Here is an 18,544-nt window from a genome sequence, read left to right on the forward strand (position 1 = left end):
CAATATGTTACTTCTGTTCGCATCGCGGAGATTACAGTAAAGCTCCGTTCGTGGTCGAAGGAACGCCATGAAGCTATTGAGAAAATTGGTCAAATTGGGATGTCTCGCCATCGCTTGGGGCGCGGCCCTCGACACGGCGTACGCGGGTGATCACCCACCGTTTGCATCGGCATCGCTCTGGCAGAGCGATGGGCGCACGGCGGACGATCACGCGTGGGCGTTACCATCATCGTCGGAAGCCGATGTCCCGCTGAGCGAGGACGAACGACGCTGGCTCGCGACGCTTCCGGTATTGCGCATCGGCATCGATCCGACAGCGGCACCGCTATCGATGATCGGCCGGGATGGCGAAGCCGAGGGTTTGTCGATCGATTATCTGGATGCCGCGCTGCACGCACTCGGCCTCCGAACGCGGACGGTACCGACAACGGACTGGCATGAGGCGGTACGCGCCGCGTCAGCCGGCGACATCGATGTACTCCCGGCCGCGTCGGCGCGTAACGCGGAACTCGGCAGGCATTTCATCTTTTCGGCGCCCTACGCCGAATTTCCGGTGATGATCGTCACCCGGGAGGATTTCGCCACCATCGGCGACAGTCACGACCTCGCGGGACGGCATGTCGCGGCCAACCTGTCCCAGGGCGCCGTGGCCGCAGCGGTCAAGGCGATACCTGGCGTCGGCGTCATCGATGTCCGGACCACAGCGGATGGATTGCAGGCCGTGGCCACGGGCACGGCGGAGGCTTACGTCGGTGACATCGCCACCGCGGAGGCGCTGATCCGGCGCGATTATCCGGCGAAACTCAAGCTGGCCGCCCCGACGAACGAGCGCGCTGAACTCACCGTCGCCGTGTCGGCTCGCTACGCCCCCCTGGTCCCGTTGATCGACCGGGCTCTGGCCCGCTTGCCGGAACGCCGCTCGCAGTCGATCCGCAATACGTGGCTGCGTTCGCACTACACGTGGGGTGGGTCCTGGACGGAGATCGCACGCAAGGTCGGGCCAGCGGGCGTGCTCGCACTGCTGTTGCTGATGGCCGTGTCGTACGCCTACCTCCAGCTACGCAGGGAAACGCGAAGGCGCGTGCGCAGCGAAGCGCAGCTGGCCGATGTCACACGCCATATGCCGGCCGTCGTCTATCGGTTCATGTACCGGACCGATGGTCCCATCACCTTCATCTACGTCGGCGGCAACCCGGAGCCCATGTTCGGCATCGACGCGGAAACGATCCTTCGCGACGAACGTCGCGCCTTCGAACGGGTGGACGAGCGCGATCAGTCGTCGCTGCTGGCTGCGCTGGCGCAGAGTGCCGCGACGTTGCAGCCCCTGCATGCGGAGCTTCGTGTCAGGGATGTCGTACCGGAGCGCTGGGTGGCGTCCCACGCCTTGCCGCGACGCGTCGACGACGCCATCGAATTTACCGGGTACTGGATCGATGTGTCGGAACGCCATCGGCAGTCGAGCCAGCTGGCCTCCGCAAAGCTCGCGGCCGAATCCGCCACTCAGGCGAAGAGCCGCTTTCTGGCCACCATGAGTCACGAAATCCGCACGCCGATGCATGGAGTCCTCGGCACGCTCGAAATCCTGGGTGAAACCGGACTCGACGAGGCACAGAGGCGACTGCTGACCACGGCCGAGAGTTCGGCCGAGGCTCTCCTGCAGATCCTGGACGATGTGCTGGATTTTTCGCGGATCGAGGCGGGCCGCGTCCTGCTCGATCCCTCGCCCGTGGACATCCGCTCACTGGTATCCGGAGTCATCGACCTTCATCGCTGGCAGGCGGGCAAGAAGGGCCTGCGACTGGGCACTCGCATCGATCCCCGTCTTGCGGCATGCCTTCTTGTGGATAGCAGCCGTCTCCGCCAGATTCTCCTGAACCTGGTCAGCAACGCGGTGAAATTCACGGAGGAAGGCGGCGTCGAGCTGACGGTCGACGTCGTCGAGGACACAGCTGAAGTCCAGGCGGTGCGCTTCTGCATCGGCGACACGGGGATAGGGGTTGCGGCCGGCGATATCGAGCGGCTGTTTTCTCCGTTCAGTCAGGCCGAAGCGTCGACCGCACGACGTTTCGGCGGTAGTGGACTGGGCCTGACCATCAGTCGCAGCCTCGTCGAGCTCCTGCATGGGCAGATCGCCATGAGCGGTTCGCCAGGCCAGGGGACGCGGGTCACCGTGGACCTCAGCCTTCCCGTCTGCGAGGCGACGAGTCCCACCCACACCGTGCCCGGGCCAACCGGCACCGTGGCGCGTACGTGCCATGTGCTGGTCGCCGAGGACCACGCGATCAACCGCGAGCTCGTCGCCGCGCAACTCGAACGCCTCGGCCATCCCTACCGAATCGCCAACGACGGCGCTGAAGCGCTGGCCATCGCCGGGCAGTGGCGTGTCGACGTGCTCCTCACCGACATCCACATGCCCGTCATGGACGGACATGAACTCATACGCGCACTTCGCGAGCGCGGCGAAACGATGCGCATCGTCGCCATGACGGCGGACGTCATGGCGACGGAACGGGATCGTTGCCTGGCCGATGGCGTGGATGCGTTCGTCACCAAGCCGCTGCGACTGGCGACCCTGCGCGACGCGATCGTCCCGCCGGCAGACGAGCCGCGGACGACCAGCGATTCGTGGGACTTCGACCTGTGGCGCGAAACCTTCGGGGATCTGACGGCACTTCCCGCGATGGTCGATCGCTTCGCCGCGGGCCTTCGCCACGACGTCCACGAACTGCGTGCCGCGGCGACGCCAGGCGCCGCAGGCGAACGGCTGCATCGGATACTCGGCGGCATGCGCATTTTCGGCGTGTCGCCGGAGGCGGCCAGCGTCGAAGCCCTCCAGCGCGCACTCGTATCAGGGACGGGAGCGGAGGACGCCATGGCACGGCTAGCCGACGTGCCCTCTTTACTGGATCGCTTCGTGGCCCGGCTGCGGGACGCCGTGCAGCACGGGCCTCTGACTTGAGGACTTTCTCAAAAGAAAAGTCGGTTTTTCAGAATCGTCTGATTCTTTGTCCCAGTGTCTCAAGTCCATCCTGTCCGGGAACGCGATCGCGCGGGGACGGAGGCAAGCATGAGCGGACACATCATCGAGTACCACATCGCCGACGTAGGGAATGCCTGGGGCATTTTCCGCGATGGCATGCAGATCGCTGTCCGCACCGATCCGGCGGACGCCATCGCTTTCGCCAACTTCTTCGCCGATCGCGAGACGCTCATGGGCCGGCAACGTGTGCACGTATCGGCTGACAGGGTGCTACATCGAACCCTGCGCGACCTGCGCAGAGCCGCCTGAGGGTCAGCGCCCGGTCGCGCCGCCGAGGTTGGTCATGTCCAGGTGCAGCAGGCGCAGCCGCGCGATGTGCCGGCCCACCGCCGCACGGTCACCGGATGACGCCTCGAGACGAAGAAACGCCTCAAGCAGGCGATGTTCCATCTGTTCGAGAGTGCGTATCCAGGTCACGTCGGGATCGTGAGACAGCTTTACCGTGGCTTCCATCATCGTCCGACGAACGCCACTCATGGCGCTACCGACCAGCGCGGGCTTGCCACCGGTGGCGCTCACCTGACCCTGCAGATCGCCCGCAATGGCGGTCAGGGAGTCGGCGGACTCTTCAAGGATCGCGCGGAGCCCCGGCTCGCGGACGCTACGGGCCGCCTGACGATAGAGATCCCGATCCGCGATGACGCGGCGGATCAGCCCATTCACGACACGGATCGAAGTACGTTCCATGGGGCGGACGTTAGACCCCCGGGACTTAGCGCCCCCTAAATGCGGCCCGTCCCGGTCAGCCAGCGGTCATTCGCCGCTCTCGAGCAGAAGCAGCGGGTTCCCGCTCGCATCGCGCAGCCCTGACTGGAGGTCGAGCAACTGGCGGATGGACGGGCACAGGGCCTGTACACGGGGCCTCAGTGCGTTTTCCACGCGGGTCATGACGCGCGCCTGCCCGCCACTGGACACCGACGCGACCCGGTCACGCAGCGCGGCCGCCCCCTGAAGATCGCCGTTCATCGCAAGCTGCATCGCTTCGCCTCCCACGTCCTCGGTCAGGATGGGCGTGATATCGGACACGATTTCCTGCGCGTAGGCGCGCATCGCGTCTTCCTGCCAGTCGCGGGTGCTCTGGCTGGCGGCAATACGGCGCTTGATGTCGGCCACCCGCGCATTCAGGGCGCGATCGAGATCGCCGCTCGCCGCCGCACCCGGAGCCGCCGTCGCCGCCTCATCGCGTACCGCCTGGGCAGCGATGTCGACCCCATCGCTCGCCAGGGCCTTCGCTTTGGGTAACAACGCACGGACGCTTCGTTCGAACAACGCGACGCGGTCCTGCTCGTCGGGCCTGAGGCTGACGTCACGACCGTCCGTGGACAGCGATCCGTCGTGCATTCGCACGGTGCGGGGAGCGACCTCCGGCCGCTCGAACAGCAGCGCATCAGGCCGTACGGTCAGATCGTAGCTGCTTGCGATGCGGCAGCTGTGATCGAGATCCTGGGCTGCGGCACCGCCCGCGAAGCAGAAGGCCAGTACGAATGCGGTCAGGCGAGCGGTCATGAAGGATCCCGGCGAAAGTGACTCGATACCTTCCGCCGGACTAATCCTCGCTGAACCGTTCTCACAGACCCGATGCCAGAAACTGCTGCCGGACACGCACGCTGCCGAGCGCCCACGCCAGCCAGCCCAGCAGGGGCACCGACACGACCTTGAGAATCACGCTCACCAGCATGATGGTGTGCTGCCTGCTCGCGACCGCCACCAGATCCGGCGGCAGGCCCGGCTGACCGAGCACAACGCCGATCTGTTGCCACTGACCGTAGGCGAACCAGGCCGTGTATGCCGCCCAGACCGTGAGCAACAGGGCGACGAGGCGCATCGCATCCCGAGCCCATGCACGCCAGCGCAGTGTGGACAGCGCGACGACCATGATGCCGAACGCGGCCAGCGTGTAACCCACCGACCAGGCCAGGGCGATGCGGGGACTGGGGCCGCCGGCAGCGGCTTCCTCCGTCAGCGCCCCCGCGGCATGCGCGACGACCACGGACGCATAGGCATTGATGACGAAGCCCGCCGCGGCGAGCAGCATGACCAGCCATACGACGATGCGCCACGGCGCGAAGGGGCGCGCATTGCGGGATGCCTGGAGCACGCTCAGGCACCCGCCTTCTTGAACTGGTCGAGATCGGACAACACCTGGCCGGAGTTCTTCTCCGGGTCGACGTCCTTGTAAACCTTGACGATCTTGCCGGCCGGGTCGATCAGGAAGGTTTCGCGGCGGGCATACTTCATGCCGAGCTTGTTGTTGAGCACGTCGTACTTCACGGCCGTGGCGCCATCGGCGTCCGACAGGAGCGGGAACGGCACGTGATACTTCTCGGCGAACTCGGCGTGCGACTTGACGTCGTCGAGGCTGACGCCGACCACGTCCGCGCCGGCCTTGTGCAGCTTGGCGATGTCGTCGCGGAAGGTGCAGACCTCGGTGGTGCAACCGGCCGTGAAGTCCTTCGGATAGAAGTACATCACCAGCCACTTGCCTTTGTGGGTGTCGAGAGTGTGCCAGTCACCCTTCTGATCCTGCAGGCGGAAATCCGGGGCCTTCTCGCCGGCGACCGGGGTCGCGGCCCAGGCGGCGGCGGTGACGAGGGACAGGGCGATGACGCTGAGGAGGCGGCGCATGGGGAAACCTCGAAGGGGTGGGATACCGTAAGTGTACTCGCCGGCCTCGCGGGGTGGCCTCACCTCGGTCAGCCGGCCGAAAAAAAAGGGCGCCCGAGGGGGCGCCCTTCGAAACTCACCGCGGTCGCGATTACTTGCTGCCGAGACGCTCGATTTCGAACTTGCTCAGGTCCACGCCGAGGTTGAAGCCACGGCCGGTGCCGGTGACGGCAAGCGAGACTTCGCCCTTGGTCATGGCGGCGCTCTCGGCGCTCTTCACGACACCCGCGTTGGCGCCGCCCGAAGCGTATTCGCCGTAGATTTCGCTGATGCCCTTGACGTTGGTGAACTCGCCCTTGCCGCCTTCGATGCTGAACTTGCCAGCCGTCAGACCGCCGCCACGAACGTGGATGAGCACGTCGGCGCTCTGGCCGTTGTCGCAACGGACGTGGCCGCGGCCGTCAGCCTTCTTGTAGATGGCGGCCCAGCCGGTGGTGCTGAAGGTCATGTGGCACTTCGTTGCGGCGGTCGACTCGGCCTTCGCCGGCTGCACCGTGAAAGCACCTGCCGCGGCCACTGCGATAATGGCCATACCCGCGATGCGCTTGATCATGTTGATTCTCCGTAAGAGTGAGTGGCAGGGACTGTGTGTGGGCGGATTCTCCACTCACGAATGTGAAGAAATGCGGAGTCCCGCCGTGGCCGTTCAGGAAGCTGCAGGCTACGTGGACGCCCGGTGAACCCATCTCGCCGCGTCGACATGGCCGATCTACTATCGAACCCGTTCGTCAGAGAAGGTGGAGAGAACTGCCATGCCCAGGAACATCCTCGTCGGCTACGACGGCTCGGAAACCGCCCGTCGCGCCTACCTGTTCGCCATCGAACTAGCCGCCTGCGCCCAGGCCAGCGTGCACGTGGTCTCCGTCTGGCAGCTCGACAACGGCGCCGACACGTCGGCGCTGATGATGAGCGACAACGGCCGCGACCGCCTCGATGCCCTGCGGGCCGAAATCGCCGCGCTCCAGGCCGCGCCGGGTATCCAGGTGGAGGTGGGCATGGTTCACGGCAGCCCGGGCGACGCCCTGCTCTCGTACGTGGCTCAGCATGGGGTCGACCATATCGTCATCGGACACACCGAGCGGGGCGCCCTGGCCCGCTGGCTGGTCGGTTCGACCTCGACCGACGTGCTGGCCAAGGCGCATGTTCCCGTGACCGTGGTGCGCTAATCGCCTGGCTTTGTCACAATTCGGCAACGCCCCGGGGGGCAACACGTCAAGCGATCGAGGAACACCTTAAGTGAGCTACGCCGCCACCTTGCCATGGACGCTCGAACAACTGGACCTCTCGCGCATCGACGTCGAGAAGGTCAGGCACAACGAAGACCTGTTCCTCCTGCTGTGCAGCTCGTCGTTCGTCGAGAGCGGTTCGGACCTGTACACGCACAACCTCGTCGATCATTTTGCCGGTGACGACGATCTGCAGGCCTGGCTCCGCGATCACTGGGAGCACGAGGAAATGCAGCATGGCCGCGCACTGGCGGCTTACGTTCGCCATGTATGGCCCGAGTTCGACTGGGACGAAGGCTTCAGGAACTTCTTCGCGCACTACGGTTCCGTCTGCACCGCCGAAGAACTCGAGCCTAACCGTGGCCTCGAACTGGCGGCGCGCTGCGTCGTCGAAACAGGCACCGCCAGCCTCTATCGCGCGCTCAACGACGTCACCGATGAGCCGGTGCTGCGCGAACTGACCAACCACATCAAGAGCGACGAAGTGCGTCATTACAAGCACTTCTACCAGCACTTCCGGATCTATCGAAAGCGCGACGGTATCGGTCGTTTCAGCACGTTGCGCGTGCTGGTCAAGCGCCTGAGCGAGATCAAGAACGAGGACAGCGACATCGCGCTGCGCCACGTCTTCAACGTGCGGTATCCGGAGAAAGCGCACGACGACGCGGAATTCCGGCGTGTCACCAGCAAGGCGGAAGGCCTCCTCAAACGGCATATTCCCGCGGAAATGACCGTAAAAATGCTGCTCCGCCCGCTGGATCTTCCCGCGAAGATGAACGCCATGCTCGAATGGCCGCTGACGCGGATCACCGAGAAGCTGTTCCTGCACTGATCATTTCTTCTTCGGCAACGGCGTCCATTTGTCGTTGTCGAAGCCGCCGGTCTCGAAGGTAAGGGTGGTTTCACCACGGGTGATCGTCACGACGTCGATCGTGAGCCGCTTCGTCTTCGCAAGATCCTTGAGGAAGGCGGCGTCGTTGCGGAACAGCAGTGCGGGTTCCCCGGTGGGCGGGCGGAAGGCCTTGATGGTTTTCGGCTTTCCGTCGAAGGTAGCCTTGAGATCGCAGTCGCCCTTGCAGACGAAGCCCTTGCCGCCGGTCGCGTAGAGAAACACGCTCTGGCCCCAGGCGGTATGCCGCCGCAGGATCAGGCGCACCGTCTCTTCGCCCGTGGGGCGCGTGGTCTGGATCGTGGCCGTGCTCTGCGTGCCGCCCTGCATGGGTGAGGTCTGGTAGAGCCACAACGCGGACAGGCGCGCCTTCTCGCTGGCGGCCTTGTAGTTGGTTTCCAGATCGGCAAGCGTCTTTTTCACCTCGGCGGCGGCTGGCGTATCCGGATATTTGTCGACGATCTCATGTCCCAGCTGCACGGCCGGGCCATCGGTGTGCAGCTTAAGCAACTGCTGGTAGGTCTCGAGCTTCTTCGCCGCTTCGTCGGCCTGATTGTTGGCGACGGGCGCCTGCGCGGCCGGCTGATCCTGCGGTGACGAACAGGCGGCGGTGAGCGCGGTGACGGCGATGAGCGTGGCGAGTCTGCGCATGATCTTGCGATTCCGGCATGGAAAGCCGTAGCTTCGCCCTTCGACGACGCGATTGGCAAGGCGACGCGTAAAATGCGCGCACGCTCCCAAGGAAGTCCTCATGTCGTCCATGCCCCCGGCGCCCGTTTTCCTGATGCGCCATCGCGCCTTCCTGCAGTTCTGGTTCGCCAGGAACGCGTCGAGCTTCGGCTTCCAGATGATGTCGGTCGCGGTGGGCTGGCAGATCTATGAGATCACCGGGCGCGCCCTGGATCTCGGCCTTATCGGCCTCGTGCAGTTCGTGCCCTCGGTATTGCTGGCGCTGCCGGCAGGACATGTCGCGGACCAGTTCGACCGTCGGCGGATCGTTACGCTGTGCCAGGCGATCGAGTGGCTCGCCATCGCGGCGCTGGCGGTCTTCAGCTTCACCGGCCATCTGAACGAAGCGGGCATTCTCGCGCTGGTCTTCGTGATCGGCGTCGGCAAGGCGTTCGAGTTTCCGGCGTTGTCGGCGATGCTCCCGGCCATCGTTCCCGCGCATGTGCTTCCACGGGCGATGGCGTCCACCTCCGCCGCCGGACAGGCCGCGATGATCGCCGGTCCGGCGCTTGGTGGCCTGTTGTATATCGCGGGCCCCGCCGCGGTGTACGGCGTGTCCGCCGCGCTCTACCTCGTCGCGTTCACGCTGATGTCGCGCCTGTCGTACGACCACGCGCCGCCCCGCCGTGAGCCGGCGACCCTGAAAACCCTGTTCGCGGGCGTGCACTTCATTCGTCGTCGGCCGGCGGTGTTCGGCGTGATTTCGCTGGACCTGTTCGCGGTGCTGCTGGGTGGCGCTACCGCGCTGCTCCCCATCTTTGCCAAGGACATCCTGCACACGGGGCCCTGGGGCCTGGGCATGCTGCGTGGCGCTCCGGCGGTGGGCGCGCTGCTGATGTCGATCTGGCTGTCACGGCACACGCTCGAGCGCCGGGTCGGGCCGATCATGTTCGCCTCGGTGGCCGGATTCGGTATCGCGACGCTGGTCTTCGCCCTGTCCACCTCGCTCTGGCTGTCCATCGTCGCGCTTTTCGCGCTGGGCGCGTTCGACATGGTCAGCATGGTGATCCGCGGCGCGCTGGTGCAGCTGGAGACACCCGACGACATGCGCGGCCGCGTCAGCGCCGTCAATGCCATCTTCATCAACACCTCCAACCAGCTGGGCGAATTCGAGTCGGGGATACTCGCCGCGGCACTTGGCGCGGTCAACGCGACGCTTATCGGCGGCATCGGCACACTGGTCGTGGTCGGGCTCTGGATGTGGTGGTTCCCGTCCCTGCGCCACCGCCAGGGGCTGGTATCCGAGCCGGAGCCCGTCGAAGGCGCCAGCGACACGATCTGACACACCCGTCAAAACGTGTTATTAGGGTGGACGTCTATACCGCCAAAAAGGGGACGTCCACCATGAAGCGCCTGCTCGCCGCCACCCTTGTCGCCCTCGCCGCGCCGGCTTTCGCCGCCCATGAGGGTCCGGCCAGTCTCGATGCCGCCCTCGCCCAGGGCAAGCGCGAGCACAAGCCGGTGCTCGTCGATTTTCAGGCGGTATGGTGTTACTCGTGCTACTTCATGGCCAGTCACGTGCTCAACGGCAAGGAGTGGACGGATCTCAATGCCAAGGTGATCTTCTATGAGGCAGACGCCGACCAACCGGCGGACAAGGCCTGGATGACGAAGTGGAACGTGCACTTCCTGCCCACGTACGTGGCCATCGGCCCGGACGGCGAGGAGCTCGGACGCATCCTCGCCGAACGTCCCCGCGACACGTTCTATAAAGAAGTCGCCGGACTGCTCTCCGGCGATGCACGCCTGTCGAAGCAGAAAGCGGATGCCGCGAAGGGCTCGCTCGCCTCGGTGGCCGACGTACTCGACACCTACCAGCTGCGCTATCAGGGCACCGAAGGCATGGCATGGTTCGACACGCTGCCACCGATGGTCCGCAACGTGTCCGACAAGGACAAACGCGTCGCGCTCGCCAAGCAGCGCCTGCTTCTGCTCCAGGCGAAGGAGAAGAAGGACGATGCCGCGATCGTCGCCGCGGCGACCAAGATTCTCGACGGCAATATCGGCTGCGATCGTCCGTACGTACTCGACGATCTGATCGGTGCCACCGAAGCGCGACATCCCGACTCGCGCACTGCCGCACTGCGCCCGCAGAAGGCGCCGTACGAGCAGTTCATCGCGACGCAGGTCTTCACCGCGGCTCCCGCATGTGCCGATCAGCGAAGCGCCGTACTGACGGCTGCCGACCTTGACGCCGCGCTCGGCGATCACGAGGGTGAGCAGGCCGTCCTGCGCAAGGCGATCGATCTCAGCCGCGAGAAGCTGCACGGCGACCTCAGGAGCGATCGCAATCTCGCCGACAACCTGCGCGTCTACCTCATGCGGGCGAAGGCGGGCGATGAGCTCGACACGCTGGAAAAGCAGCTCATCGCGGCGTACCCGGACGATTACGTGTACAGCTATCGCTATGGACGCCGCCTCGTGGAGAAGGGCGATGCGGCCGGTGGGCTCCCGTATCTGGACGCGGCGGCCACGAAGGCCTATGGCGCGAATCGCTTTACGGTGGCGACGTTCCGGGTAAAGGCACTTCGTGCACTCCATCGCGATGGCGAGGCGAAGAAGGTCGTCGCGGAGACCATCGCGGCGGAAGGCAAGGCCTTTCCGGAGCAGAGCAAGAAGCTGCAGGAGTCGTTGGCGGCTGCCGGCTGAGGCCGAGCCGCCGGACACCGGGGCGAGCCGGCAGCGGGCCCCGGTTCCGCGACGTCACTCAGCTCTGCGACGTCCCGTACACCACCGAGTCCAGATGTTCCACCTTCGCAATCGTGTCGAGCGAAACCGTCGCCGACCACTCGGGGCGGGCGGGGTCGATCAGCTTGACCACGCCGTTGACGCCTTCGGTGCCGGCTGGGTCCACAAAATTCTGCACCGTCGGCACCACCGCCACGACGCCCTCCATCCGCGAGCCGTCCCGCAGATGCAGCACGACCTTCGCGTTATCCCTCAGATCCCCGATAAGCGCCTGAAGGCGCTCGATGGATCCGGGGCCAGTGTGAATCGTCTCGGCTTCGCGGCTCATGGCATCGCTCCTCGTGAACAAGATCCCAGACGCTACTCTCCGCCCGTCGATGGAATGTCTACGTGGCACGCTGCTAACCTGCGCCTCCCTCCACGCGCGAGTCAGCCATGATCACGGTCCATCACCTGAACAACTCGCGCTCACAGCGCGTCCTGTGGCTGCTGGAGGAACTCGGCCTGCCGTACGAGATCGTCCGCTACGAGCGCGACCCGAAGACGATGCTGGCGCCCAGGTCGCTTCGCGCCATCCACCCGCTGGGCAAATCGCCGGTAGTGGTCGACGGCGACATCACCGTGGCGGAGTCGGGCGCCATCATCGAATACCTGGTCGGTCGCTACGGCAACGGACGACTGAAACCACCCGCGGATACCGCCGATGCGCGGCGTTACACCTATTTTCTGCACTACGCGGAAGGCTCGGCCATGCCACCACTCCTGCTCAAACTGGTGTTCGTCCGCATGGAGAGCGCCCCGGTGCCGTTCTTCGCGAAGCCGGTGGCACGAATGATGGCGAAGGGCGGGCAGAAAACGTTCATCGATCCGCAGCTCAAGCTGCATCTGGACTACCTGGAAGGCGAAATCGGCCAGTCAGGCTGGTTCGCCGGTGACGAGTTCACGGCCGCCGACATCCAGATGAGTTTCCCGCTGGAAGCCGCCGCAAGCCGGGGCGGACTGGATGCGTCACGCCCTCGCCTGACCGCTTTCCTGGAAAGCATCCACGCACGTCCGGCCTATCAGGCGGCCCTGAAACGTGGCGGCGATTACGACCTGGCGCCGAAGCCGCCCCGCTGAATCGCCGTTCAATCGCACCCTCGGCTGTTTACACCGTGCTCACGGCGGGGATCGCAAAGTCGATCCCCGTCCGCATCACTTGAGAGGGAGTCACCATGAGCAGAAATCGTGAATTCGCGCGTCAGGTCGAGAGCGCCGTCAACGGTGTATCGGGGCGCGTCCGTCACTACGCCGATGAGGCCCAGAGCTCGGGCAACGATCTGCTCGATCGCACCCGTCGCGTCACCAACAAGTTCGCCAGCCGCAGCACCGGTCGTCGTGCGCGCTACCTGGCTGAGGATTTCGCCGACGAGGCGACCTATCAGTATCGCAAGCTGCGCAAGCAGGTCCGTCGCAACCCGGGCGTCACCATCGGCATCGCCGCGGCCGCTATCGGCACCTTCCTGCTGATCCGCCACGCGCTGCGCGACGACGACTGATCGACGTCGAACTGCCCGATGAAAGGCCGGAATCGCTTCCGGCCTTTTTTATTGCACGAGGTTTTTAATATCCCAGCGATCGGGTTCAGCCATCGATCACGGTGTCGGCGGCATCGACTCGGCGTGCTGTTCGACAATCTTGTCGACGTGCCAGGTAACGCGCGACGCATCCATTGGCGCGTTCTTCGAATGAACCTCGGTGATCTTCAGCAGGTACTCGTTACCTGGCTTCCAGTCGAGGCCCTCGACCGGCACGTATGTCACCTGCCACGGTTTGCTCGGCTCCTCGCGGTACTGAAGACATTCGGTCTTCATAACGCCGGCGGTGCATGGCACCTTGCTGCCGGCGATATACAGCAGCCGCGATGCCGAGCCCTGCTGGGGCGAGGTCGCGCATGCAGCGAGCGTGACGACGGCAACAGTGAGCAAAGGAAGGCGCATGGCAGGAATTCCGCAGTCGGTTGCGTTCATGGATAACAGCCCCGCCATCGACATGACGTGACGCCAAAAAAGAAAGGGCCGGATCGCTCCGGCCCTTTTTACGCGTCGCACATGACGGCTGTCAGACCGTCATCGGGTTCGGCTTATCCATGTCGAGCTTGTATTCCTTGATCGCGCGGCTGACGTCCTTGGCGTTGACCTTGCCTTCCTTCGCCAGCGCAGCCAGGGCGGCCTGGGCGATCCAGTAGCGATCGACCTCGAAGTGGCTGCGCAGGTGCGCACGCGTATCGCTGCGGCCGTAGCCGTCCGTGCCCAGCACCGTGTAACGCATGCCGTCCGGCATGAAGGCGCGGACCTGATCGGCGAACTCACGCACGTAGTCTGTCGCGGCGATCGCCGGACCCTGACGGTCGGCGAGCAGACCGGTGATGTACGGCACGCGCTGCGGCGATTCCGGATGCAGACGGTTCCAGCGCTCGGCGTCGAAACCTTCGCGACGGACTTCCGAGAAGCTCGGCACCGACCAGATGTCGGACGAGACACCGAAGTCCTTCTCGAGCAGTTCGGCGGCCGCGATGACTTCGCGCAGGATCGTGCCCGAACCCATCAGCTGTACGCGCGGCTCGTTCTTCTTCGCCTTGCCGCCGTCCTTGAACAGGTACATACCCTTGACGATACCTTCCTCGCTGCCCTTCGGCAGATCGGGGTGGGCGTAGTTCTCGTTCATCACGGTGATGTAGTAGTAGACGTCTTCCTGCTCCTGCATCATCCGGCGCGTGCCGTCCTGCATGATGACGGCCAGCTCGTAGGAGAAGGTCGGGTCGTACGACACCACGTTCGGGATCGCGCCGGAGAGCAGGTGCGAGTGACCGTCTTCGTGCTGGAGGCCTTCGCCATTGAGCGTGGTGCGGCCCGAGGTACCGCCGATGAGGAAGCCACGCGCGCGCATGTCGCCGGCGGCCCAGCAGAGGTCGCCGATGCGCTGGAAACCGAACATCGAGTAGTAGATGAAGAACGGCAGCATCGGCACGTTGCTGATGCTGTAGCTGGTGGCCGCGGCCAGCCAGGCACTCATGCCGCCGGCCTCGCTGATGCCTTCCTGCAGGACCTGACCCTTCTGGTCCTCGCGGTAATACAGCAGCTGGTCGGCGTCCTGCGGCCGGTACTTCTGGCCGAACGGCGCATAGATACCGATCTGGCGGAACATGCCTTCCATACCGAAGGTGCGGGCTTCGTCGGCCACGATCGGCACGATGCGCGGGCCCAGCTCCTTGTCACGCAGCATGAGGTTCATGCCACGCACGAGGGCCATGGTGGTGGAGATCTCGCGATCGCCGGTGCCCTTGGTGATCTGCTCGAACGACTCGATCGTCGGTGCCTTGAACGACTGGTCGGACTTGCGGCGACGCTGCGGCAGCGAACCGCCGAGCGCGCGACGACGCTCGAGCATGTACTGCACCTCTTCCGAGTCCTTGCCCGGATGGTAGTACGGCACTTCGTCGAGCTTGTCGTCGGGAATGGGAATGTTAAAGCGGTCGCGGAAGGCGCGGATCGCGTCGGTGTCCATCTTCTTCTGGTTGTGCGCCGGATTCTGCGACTCACCCGCGGCGCCCATGCCGTAGCCCTTCACCGTCTTGGCGAGGACGACGGTCGGCATGCCCCTGGTGTTCACGGCCGCGTGGTAGGCCGCATAGACCTTGTGCGGATCGTGGCCACCGCGGTTCAGGCGCCAGATGTCGTCGTCGGACATGTTGGCGACCAGCGCGGCGGTTTCCGGGTACTTGCCGAAGAATTTCTCGCGCGTGTAGGCGCCACCGAAGGCCTTGCAGGCCTGGTACTCGCCGTCGACGGTTTCCATCATCAGCTGACGCAGCTTGCCCGAGGTGTCGCGGGCGAGAAGCGGATCCCAGTAGCTGCCCCAGGCGACCTTGATGGCGTTCCAGCCGGCGCCACGGAACACACCTTCCAGTTCCTGGATGATCTTGCCGTTGCCGCGAACCGGGCCGTCGAGGCGCTGCAGGTTGCAGTTGATGACGAAGATCAGGTTGTCGAGGCCCTCCCGGCCGGCCAGCGAGATCGCACCCAGCGACTCCGGCTCGTCCGACTCGCCGTCACCCATGAAGCACCAGATCTTGCGATCGGACTTCGGAATGAGGCCGCGATGTTCGAGGTATTTCCAGAACTGCGCCTGGTAGATCGCCTGGATCGGGCCGAGACCCATCGAGACGGTCGGCACCTGCCAGTAGTCGGGCATGAGCCAGGGATGCGGGTAGGAGGACAGGCCACGGCCCTTGCCTTCCACTTCCATGCGGAACAGGTCGAGCTGTTCTTCGCCGATGCGGCCTTCGAGAAACGAGCGGGCGTAGACGCCCGGCGCCGAATGGCCCTGATGGAACACCAAGTCGCCCGGGTGGTCCGCGCTGGGGGCGCGCCAGAAGTGATTGAAGCCGACGTCGTACAGGGTCGCCGAGGAGGCGAAGCTGGAGATGTGGCCGCCGAGGTCGCCCGGCTTGCGGTTGGCGCGCACGACGGTGGCGAGGGCGTTCCAGCGGACCAGCGAACGGATGCGCCACTCGATGGCGGCGTCGCCCGGGCTGCGCGCTTCCATGTGCGGCGGGATGGTGTTCACGTACTCCGTCGTCGGATCGAACGGCAGGTAGCCGCCCGCGCGACGGGTCGAATCGACCATGCGCTCCAGCAGGTAATGCGCGCGCTCGGTACCGTCGTGATTGATGACGGCGTTGAGCGACTCGACCCATTCCCGGGTTTCGGTAGGGTCGAGGTCCTGGTTCAGGATATCGTCGATCTGGTCCATGGATGCTCCGCTCGCGCTGGCCGCGCGCTCATGGGGTCTGAAGAAGCCCGCGGGTGGCGGGAAAACCTTCACATGATACCGCAACGTATTCGCATACGCGGCGGTATGGGGATTTGCCTCGTGATAAACCCGGCAATCAGTCGTTTACGACCGTCCTGGGCTTACCCGCACGGATCTGCGCCTCGACGCAGGCCACGGAGGTCATGTTGACCACACGGCGGACCGTCGCCTGGGGCGTCAGGATGTGCGCCGGCTTGGCTACGCCCATGAGAATCGGGCCGATGACGACGCCGTCGCACAGAGTGCGGACCATGTTGTAGGCCGTGTTGGCGGCATCCAGGTTCGGGAAGACGAAGACGTTGGCCTTACCTTCCAGCCGCGAGTTCGGGAAGATCCGCTCGCGCAGTTCGGGGTTGAGCGCCACGTCCGCCTGCATCTCACCCTCGACTTCCAGCTTGGGGACGCTCTTGCGGATCAGGCTGAGCGCCTCGCGCATCTTGCGCGAGTTGCGGGTCTCGCGGCTGCCGAAGTTGGAACTGGACAGCAGGGCGATCTTGGGCTGGATGCCGAACAGCTTCAGGCGGATGGAGGCCTGCAGCGTGGCCTCGGCGATCTGCTCGGCACTGGGATCTTCCTGCACGTAGGTGTCGAGGAAGAAGAACGTGCCTTTCTCAGTCGCCACCGCGGCCATGGCCGAGGCCTCCGAAACGCCCTCGTCCAGGCCGATGATGTCGGCGATGTATTCGAGCTTGCTCTGGTAGGTGCCGACCAGGCCGCAGATCATCGCGTCGGCCTCGCCACGCTCCACCATCAGCGCCGCGATGACCGTCGGACGCGAACGCACCACCGCCTTGGCCGACGCGGGAGTGACCCCGCGGCGCTCCATGATCGAGTGGTACAGACGCCAGTAGTCTTCGAAACGCGGATCCGAATGGATGTTGCACATCTCGAAGTCGATGCCGGGTTTCAGACGCAGGCCCGCGCGCGCGATACGCTTTTCGATGACGTCGGGGCGACCGACCAGAATCGGCTTGGCCAGGCCTTCGTCGACCACCGTCTGCACGGCGCGCAGCGTCGTTTCTTCTTCGCCTTCAGCGTAGACGACGCGCTTGGGATCGGCCTTCGCCCGCTCGAACACCGGCTTCATCAGCAGGCCGGTACGGAAGACGAAGCTGGTCAGCGTTTCGATGTACGCCGGGAAGTCTTCGATGGGACGCTCGGCCACGCCGGAATCCATCGCCGCCCTGGCGATCGCCGGCGGCAGCTGAATCAGCAGACGCGGATCGAACGGCTGCGGAATCAGGTATTCGGGACCGAAACTCGGCGGCTTGCCACCGTAGGCGCGCGCACTCACGTCGGACGCTTCGCGACGTGCGAGCTCGGCGATGGCCTTGACGCAGGCCACCTTCATCGGCTCGTTGATGACGGAGGCACCGACGTCGAGCGCGCCGCGAAACAGGTAGGGGAAGCACAGCGCGTTGTTGACCTGGTTCGGGTAATCCGAGCGGCCCGTCGCCATGATGCAGTCGGGACGCACGGCCTTGGCGTCTTCCGGCAGGATTTCCGGATTCGGATTGGCCAGCGCGAAGATGATGGGGCGGTCGGCCATCGTGGCGACCATTTCCGGCTTGAGAATACCGCCGGCGGAAAGACCCAGAAAAATATCCGCGCCTTTGACGATCTCGGCCAGCGTGCGCTTGTCCGTATCACGCGCGTAACGCTGCTTGTCCGGATCCAGATCGGTGCGACCGCTGTGCAGCACGCCGTCACGATCGAAGGCGAGGATGTTTTCGCGCTTGAGGCCCAGCGTCACCAGCATGTCGACGCAGGAGATGCCCGCGGCGCCCATGCCGGTGGTGGCGAGCTTCACGTCTTCGATCTTCTTGCCCGTGACCAGCAGCGCATTGATGACCGCCGCGCCGACGATGATCGCGGTGCCGTGCTGGTCGTCGTGGAACACGGGAATCTTCATCCGCTCGCGCAGCTTGCGCTCGACGATGAAGCACTCCGGTGCCTTGATGTCTTCGAGGTTGATGCCACCGAACGTCGGCTCGAGACTGGCGATGATATCGACCAGCTTGTCCGGATCGGTCTCGTCGATCTCGATGTCGAACACGTCGATCCCGGCGAACTTCTGGAACAGCACGCCCTTGCCTTCCATCACCGGCTTGCTGGCCAGCGCACCGATATTGCCCAGACCGAGCACCGCCGTGCCGTTGGTGATCACCGCCACCAGGTTGGAGCGCGCGGTGAGGTCGGCGGCGGAGGTCGGATTCGCGACGATTTCATCGCAGGCGGCGGCGACACCCGGCGAGTACGCGAGCGAAAGATCGCGCTGCGTGAGCAGCGACGTCGTCGGCGTGACCTTGATCTTGCCGGGGCGCGGAAGACGGTGATATTCGAGAGCGGCTTGCCTCAGTTCCTCGGAGATGGCCATGGAGTCCTGTGGGAGCTTAGGTGGGAAAGTAGCCCGCGATGTTAGCACCGCGACCGCGGTTCTCCCGCGTCGCGGTG

At 64.9% G+C, this 18,544-nt stretch carries 18 protein-coding genes; 8 read left to right on the plus strand and 10 right to left on the minus strand.

Translation table 11 applies throughout. From position 1 onward, the window contains the following. The first annotated feature begins 67 nt into the window (after positions 1-67). Together BLT40_RS09930 and BLT40_RS09935 are read left to right on the plus strand one after the other, a co-directional pair. Positions 68-2,959: an ATP-binding protein gene (locus BLT40_RS09930; protein WP_090352811.1), complete on the plus strand. Its 2,892-nt coding sequence runs from the start codon at positions 68-70 to the stop codon at positions 2,957-2,959. Between the two features lie 108 nt (positions 2,960-3,067). Then, positions 3,068-3,289, plus strand: coding sequence for a hypothetical protein (locus BLT40_RS09935; RefSeq protein WP_090352812.1), 222 nt, complete (start codon positions 3,068-3,070; stop codon positions 3,287-3,289). A 3-nt stretch (positions 3,290-3,292) separates the two neighbouring features. Here BLT40_RS09935 and BLT40_RS09940 read toward each other — a convergent pair whose 3' ends face one another. From BLT40_RS09940 to BLT40_RS09960, 5 genes are all read right to left on the minus strand, one after another. Continuing rightward, complete coding sequence (locus BLT40_RS09940) at positions 3,293-3,727, minus strand: PA2169 family four-helix-bundle protein (protein ID WP_090352813.1); 435 nt, start codon at positions 3,725-3,727, stop codon at positions 3,293-3,295. 66 nt (positions 3,728-3,793) lie between these two features. Further along, on the minus strand, positions 3,794-4,546 hold the full coding sequence (locus tag BLT40_RS09945; RefSeq protein WP_090352814.1) for a DUF2884 family protein: 753 nt from the start codon (positions 4,544-4,546) through the stop codon (positions 3,794-3,796). Positions 4,547-4,607: 61 nt separating this feature from the next. Beyond that, entirely contained in the window at positions 4,608-5,138 is a 531-nt protein-coding gene (locus BLT40_RS09950; RefSeq protein ID WP_090352815.1) for a hypothetical protein, read from the minus strand. 2 nt (positions 5,139-5,140) lie between these two features. Next, on the minus strand, positions 5,141-5,665 hold the full coding sequence (locus tag BLT40_RS09955; protein WP_043696203.1) for a peroxiredoxin: 525 nt from the start codon (positions 5,663-5,665) through the stop codon (positions 5,141-5,143). Between the two features lie 130 nt (positions 5,666-5,795). Beyond that, entirely contained in the window at positions 5,796-6,257 is a 462-nt protein-coding gene (locus tag BLT40_RS09960) for a hypothetical protein (RefSeq protein WP_036109922.1), read from the minus strand. A gap of 199 nt (positions 6,258-6,456) precedes the next feature. On the opposite strand from BLT40_RS09960, the gene BLT40_RS09965 reads away from it, so the two are divergent. Beyond that, entirely contained in the window at positions 6,457-6,870 is a 414-nt protein-coding gene (locus tag BLT40_RS09965; protein ID WP_090352816.1) for a universal stress protein, read from the plus strand. Between the two features lie 70 nt (positions 6,871-6,940). Then, on the plus strand, positions 6,941-7,762 hold the full coding sequence (locus BLT40_RS09970) for a ferritin-like domain-containing protein (protein ID WP_090352817.1): 822 nt from the start codon (positions 6,941-6,943) through the stop codon (positions 7,760-7,762). Here the strand turns inward: BLT40_RS09970 and BLT40_RS09975 are convergent, their stop codons facing one another. Beyond that, complete coding sequence (locus BLT40_RS09975; protein ID WP_090352818.1) at positions 7,763-8,470, minus strand: hypothetical protein; 708 nt, start codon at positions 8,468-8,470, stop codon at positions 7,763-7,765. It abuts the gene before it with no gap. A 100-nt stretch (positions 8,471-8,570) separates the two neighbouring features. Between BLT40_RS09975 and BLT40_RS09980 the strand changes: the two genes are divergently transcribed. Both BLT40_RS09980 and BLT40_RS09985 read left to right on the plus strand, forming a co-directional pair. Continuing rightward, entirely contained in the window at positions 8,571-9,830 is a 1,260-nt protein-coding gene (locus tag BLT40_RS09980; protein ID WP_218124542.1) for an MFS transporter, read from the plus strand. 62 nt (positions 9,831-9,892) lie between these two features. Next, positions 9,893-11,197: a thioredoxin family protein gene (locus BLT40_RS09985; RefSeq protein WP_090352819.1), complete on the plus strand. Its 1,305-nt coding sequence runs from the start codon at positions 9,893-9,895 to the stop codon at positions 11,195-11,197. Positions 11,198-11,255: 58 nt separating this feature from the next. On the opposite strand, the gene BLT40_RS09990 is transcribed toward BLT40_RS09985, so the two are convergent. Beyond that, positions 11,256-11,564 carry a DUF3247 family protein gene (locus BLT40_RS09990; RefSeq protein ID WP_036109904.1) on the minus strand — a complete coding sequence of 103 codons (309 nt, stop codon included), beginning with the start codon at positions 11,562-11,564 and terminating at the stop codon, positions 11,256-11,258. A gap of 107 nt (positions 11,565-11,671) precedes the next feature. Here BLT40_RS09990 and BLT40_RS09995 point away from each other — a divergent pair, with 107 nt between their 5' ends. Further along, entirely contained in the window at positions 11,672-12,355 is a 684-nt protein-coding gene (locus BLT40_RS09995) for a glutathione S-transferase (RefSeq protein ID WP_090352820.1), read from the plus strand. Positions 12,356-12,450: 95 nt separating this feature from the next. Then, the gene (locus BLT40_RS10000; protein WP_036109896.1) at positions 12,451-12,774 is read left to right on the plus strand and encodes a hypothetical protein; all 324 of its coding nucleotides are present in this window, start codon (positions 12,451-12,453) and stop codon (positions 12,772-12,774) included. A gap of 96 nt (positions 12,775-12,870) precedes the next feature. On the opposite strand, the gene BLT40_RS10005 is transcribed toward BLT40_RS10000, so the two are convergent. From BLT40_RS10005 to BLT40_RS10015, 3 genes are all read right to left on the minus strand, one after another. Next, positions 12,871-13,215: a DUF4377 domain-containing protein gene (locus BLT40_RS10005; protein WP_176809142.1), complete on the minus strand. Its 345-nt coding sequence runs from the start codon at positions 13,213-13,215 to the stop codon at positions 12,871-12,873. 121 nt (positions 13,216-13,336) lie between these two features. Then, complete coding sequence (gene aceE, locus BLT40_RS10010; protein WP_036109892.1) at positions 13,337-16,030, minus strand: pyruvate dehydrogenase (acetyl-transferring), homodimeric type; 2,694 nt, start codon at positions 16,028-16,030, stop codon at positions 13,337-13,339. A gap of 136 nt (positions 16,031-16,166) precedes the next feature. Next, positions 16,167-18,467: an NADP-dependent malic enzyme gene (locus BLT40_RS10015; protein WP_090352822.1), complete on the minus strand. Its 2,301-nt coding sequence runs from the start codon at positions 18,465-18,467 to the stop codon at positions 16,167-16,169. Positions 18,468-18,544 lie beyond the last annotated feature (77 nt).

Origin of the sequence: Dyella sp. 333MFSha, assembly GCF_900102405.1 — a bacterium.
GTDB classification, from domain to species: Bacteria; Pseudomonadota; Gammaproteobacteria; order Xanthomonadales; family Rhodanobacteraceae; genus Luteibacter; species Luteibacter mycovicinus.

Coding starts and splice junctions, on each gene's coding strand:
- BLT40_RS09930 (WP_090352811.1), top strand. CDS start 68: ATGAAGCTATTGAGAAAATTGGTCAAATTGGGATGTCTCGCCATCGCT.
- BLT40_RS09935 (WP_090352812.1), top strand. CDS start 3,068: ATGAGCGGACACATCATCGAGTACCACATCGCCGACGTAGGGAATGCC.
- BLT40_RS09940 (WP_090352813.1), bottom strand. CDS start 3,727: ATGGAACGTACTTCGATCCGTGTCGTGAATGGGCTGATCCGCCGCGTC.
- BLT40_RS09945 (WP_090352814.1), bottom strand. CDS start 4,546: ATGACCGCTCGCCTGACCGCATTCGTACTGGCCTTCTGCTTCGCGGGC.
- BLT40_RS09955 (WP_043696203.1), bottom strand. CDS start 5,665: ATGCGCCGCCTCCTCAGCGTCATCGCCCTGTCCCTCGTCACCGCCGCC.
- BLT40_RS09960 (WP_036109922.1), bottom strand. CDS start 6,257: ATGATCAAGCGCATCGCGGGTATGGCCATTATCGCAGTGGCCGCGGCA.
- BLT40_RS09965 (WP_090352816.1), top strand. CDS start 6,457: ATGCCCAGGAACATCCTCGTCGGCTACGACGGCTCGGAAACCGCCCGT.
- BLT40_RS09975 (WP_090352818.1), bottom strand. CDS start 8,470: ATGCGCAGACTCGCCACGCTCATCGCCGTCACCGCGCTCACCGCCGCC.
- BLT40_RS09980 (WP_218124542.1), top strand. CDS start 8,571: ATGTCGTCCATGCCCCCGGCGCCCGTTTTCCTGATGCGCCATCGCGCC.
- BLT40_RS09985 (WP_090352819.1), top strand. CDS start 9,893: ATGAAGCGCCTGCTCGCCGCCACCCTTGTCGCCCTCGCCGCGCCGGCT.
- BLT40_RS09990 (WP_036109904.1), bottom strand. CDS start 11,564: ATGAGCCGCGAAGCCGAGACGATTCACACTGGCCCCGGATCCATCGAG.
- BLT40_RS09995 (WP_090352820.1), top strand. CDS start 11,672: ATGATCACGGTCCATCACCTGAACAACTCGCGCTCACAGCGCGTCCTG.
- BLT40_RS10000 (WP_036109896.1), top strand. CDS start 12,451: ATGAGCAGAAATCGTGAATTCGCGCGTCAGGTCGAGAGCGCCGTCAAC.
- BLT40_RS10005 (WP_176809142.1), bottom strand. CDS start 13,215: ATGCGCCTTCCTTTGCTCACTGTTGCCGTCGTCACGCTCGCTGCATGC.
- aceE (WP_036109892.1), bottom strand. CDS start 16,030: ATGGACCAGATCGACGATATCCTGAACCAGGACCTCGACCCTACCGAA.
- BLT40_RS10015 (WP_090352822.1), bottom strand. CDS start 18,467: ATGGCCATCTCCGAGGAACTGAGGCAAGCCGCTCTCGAATATCACCGT.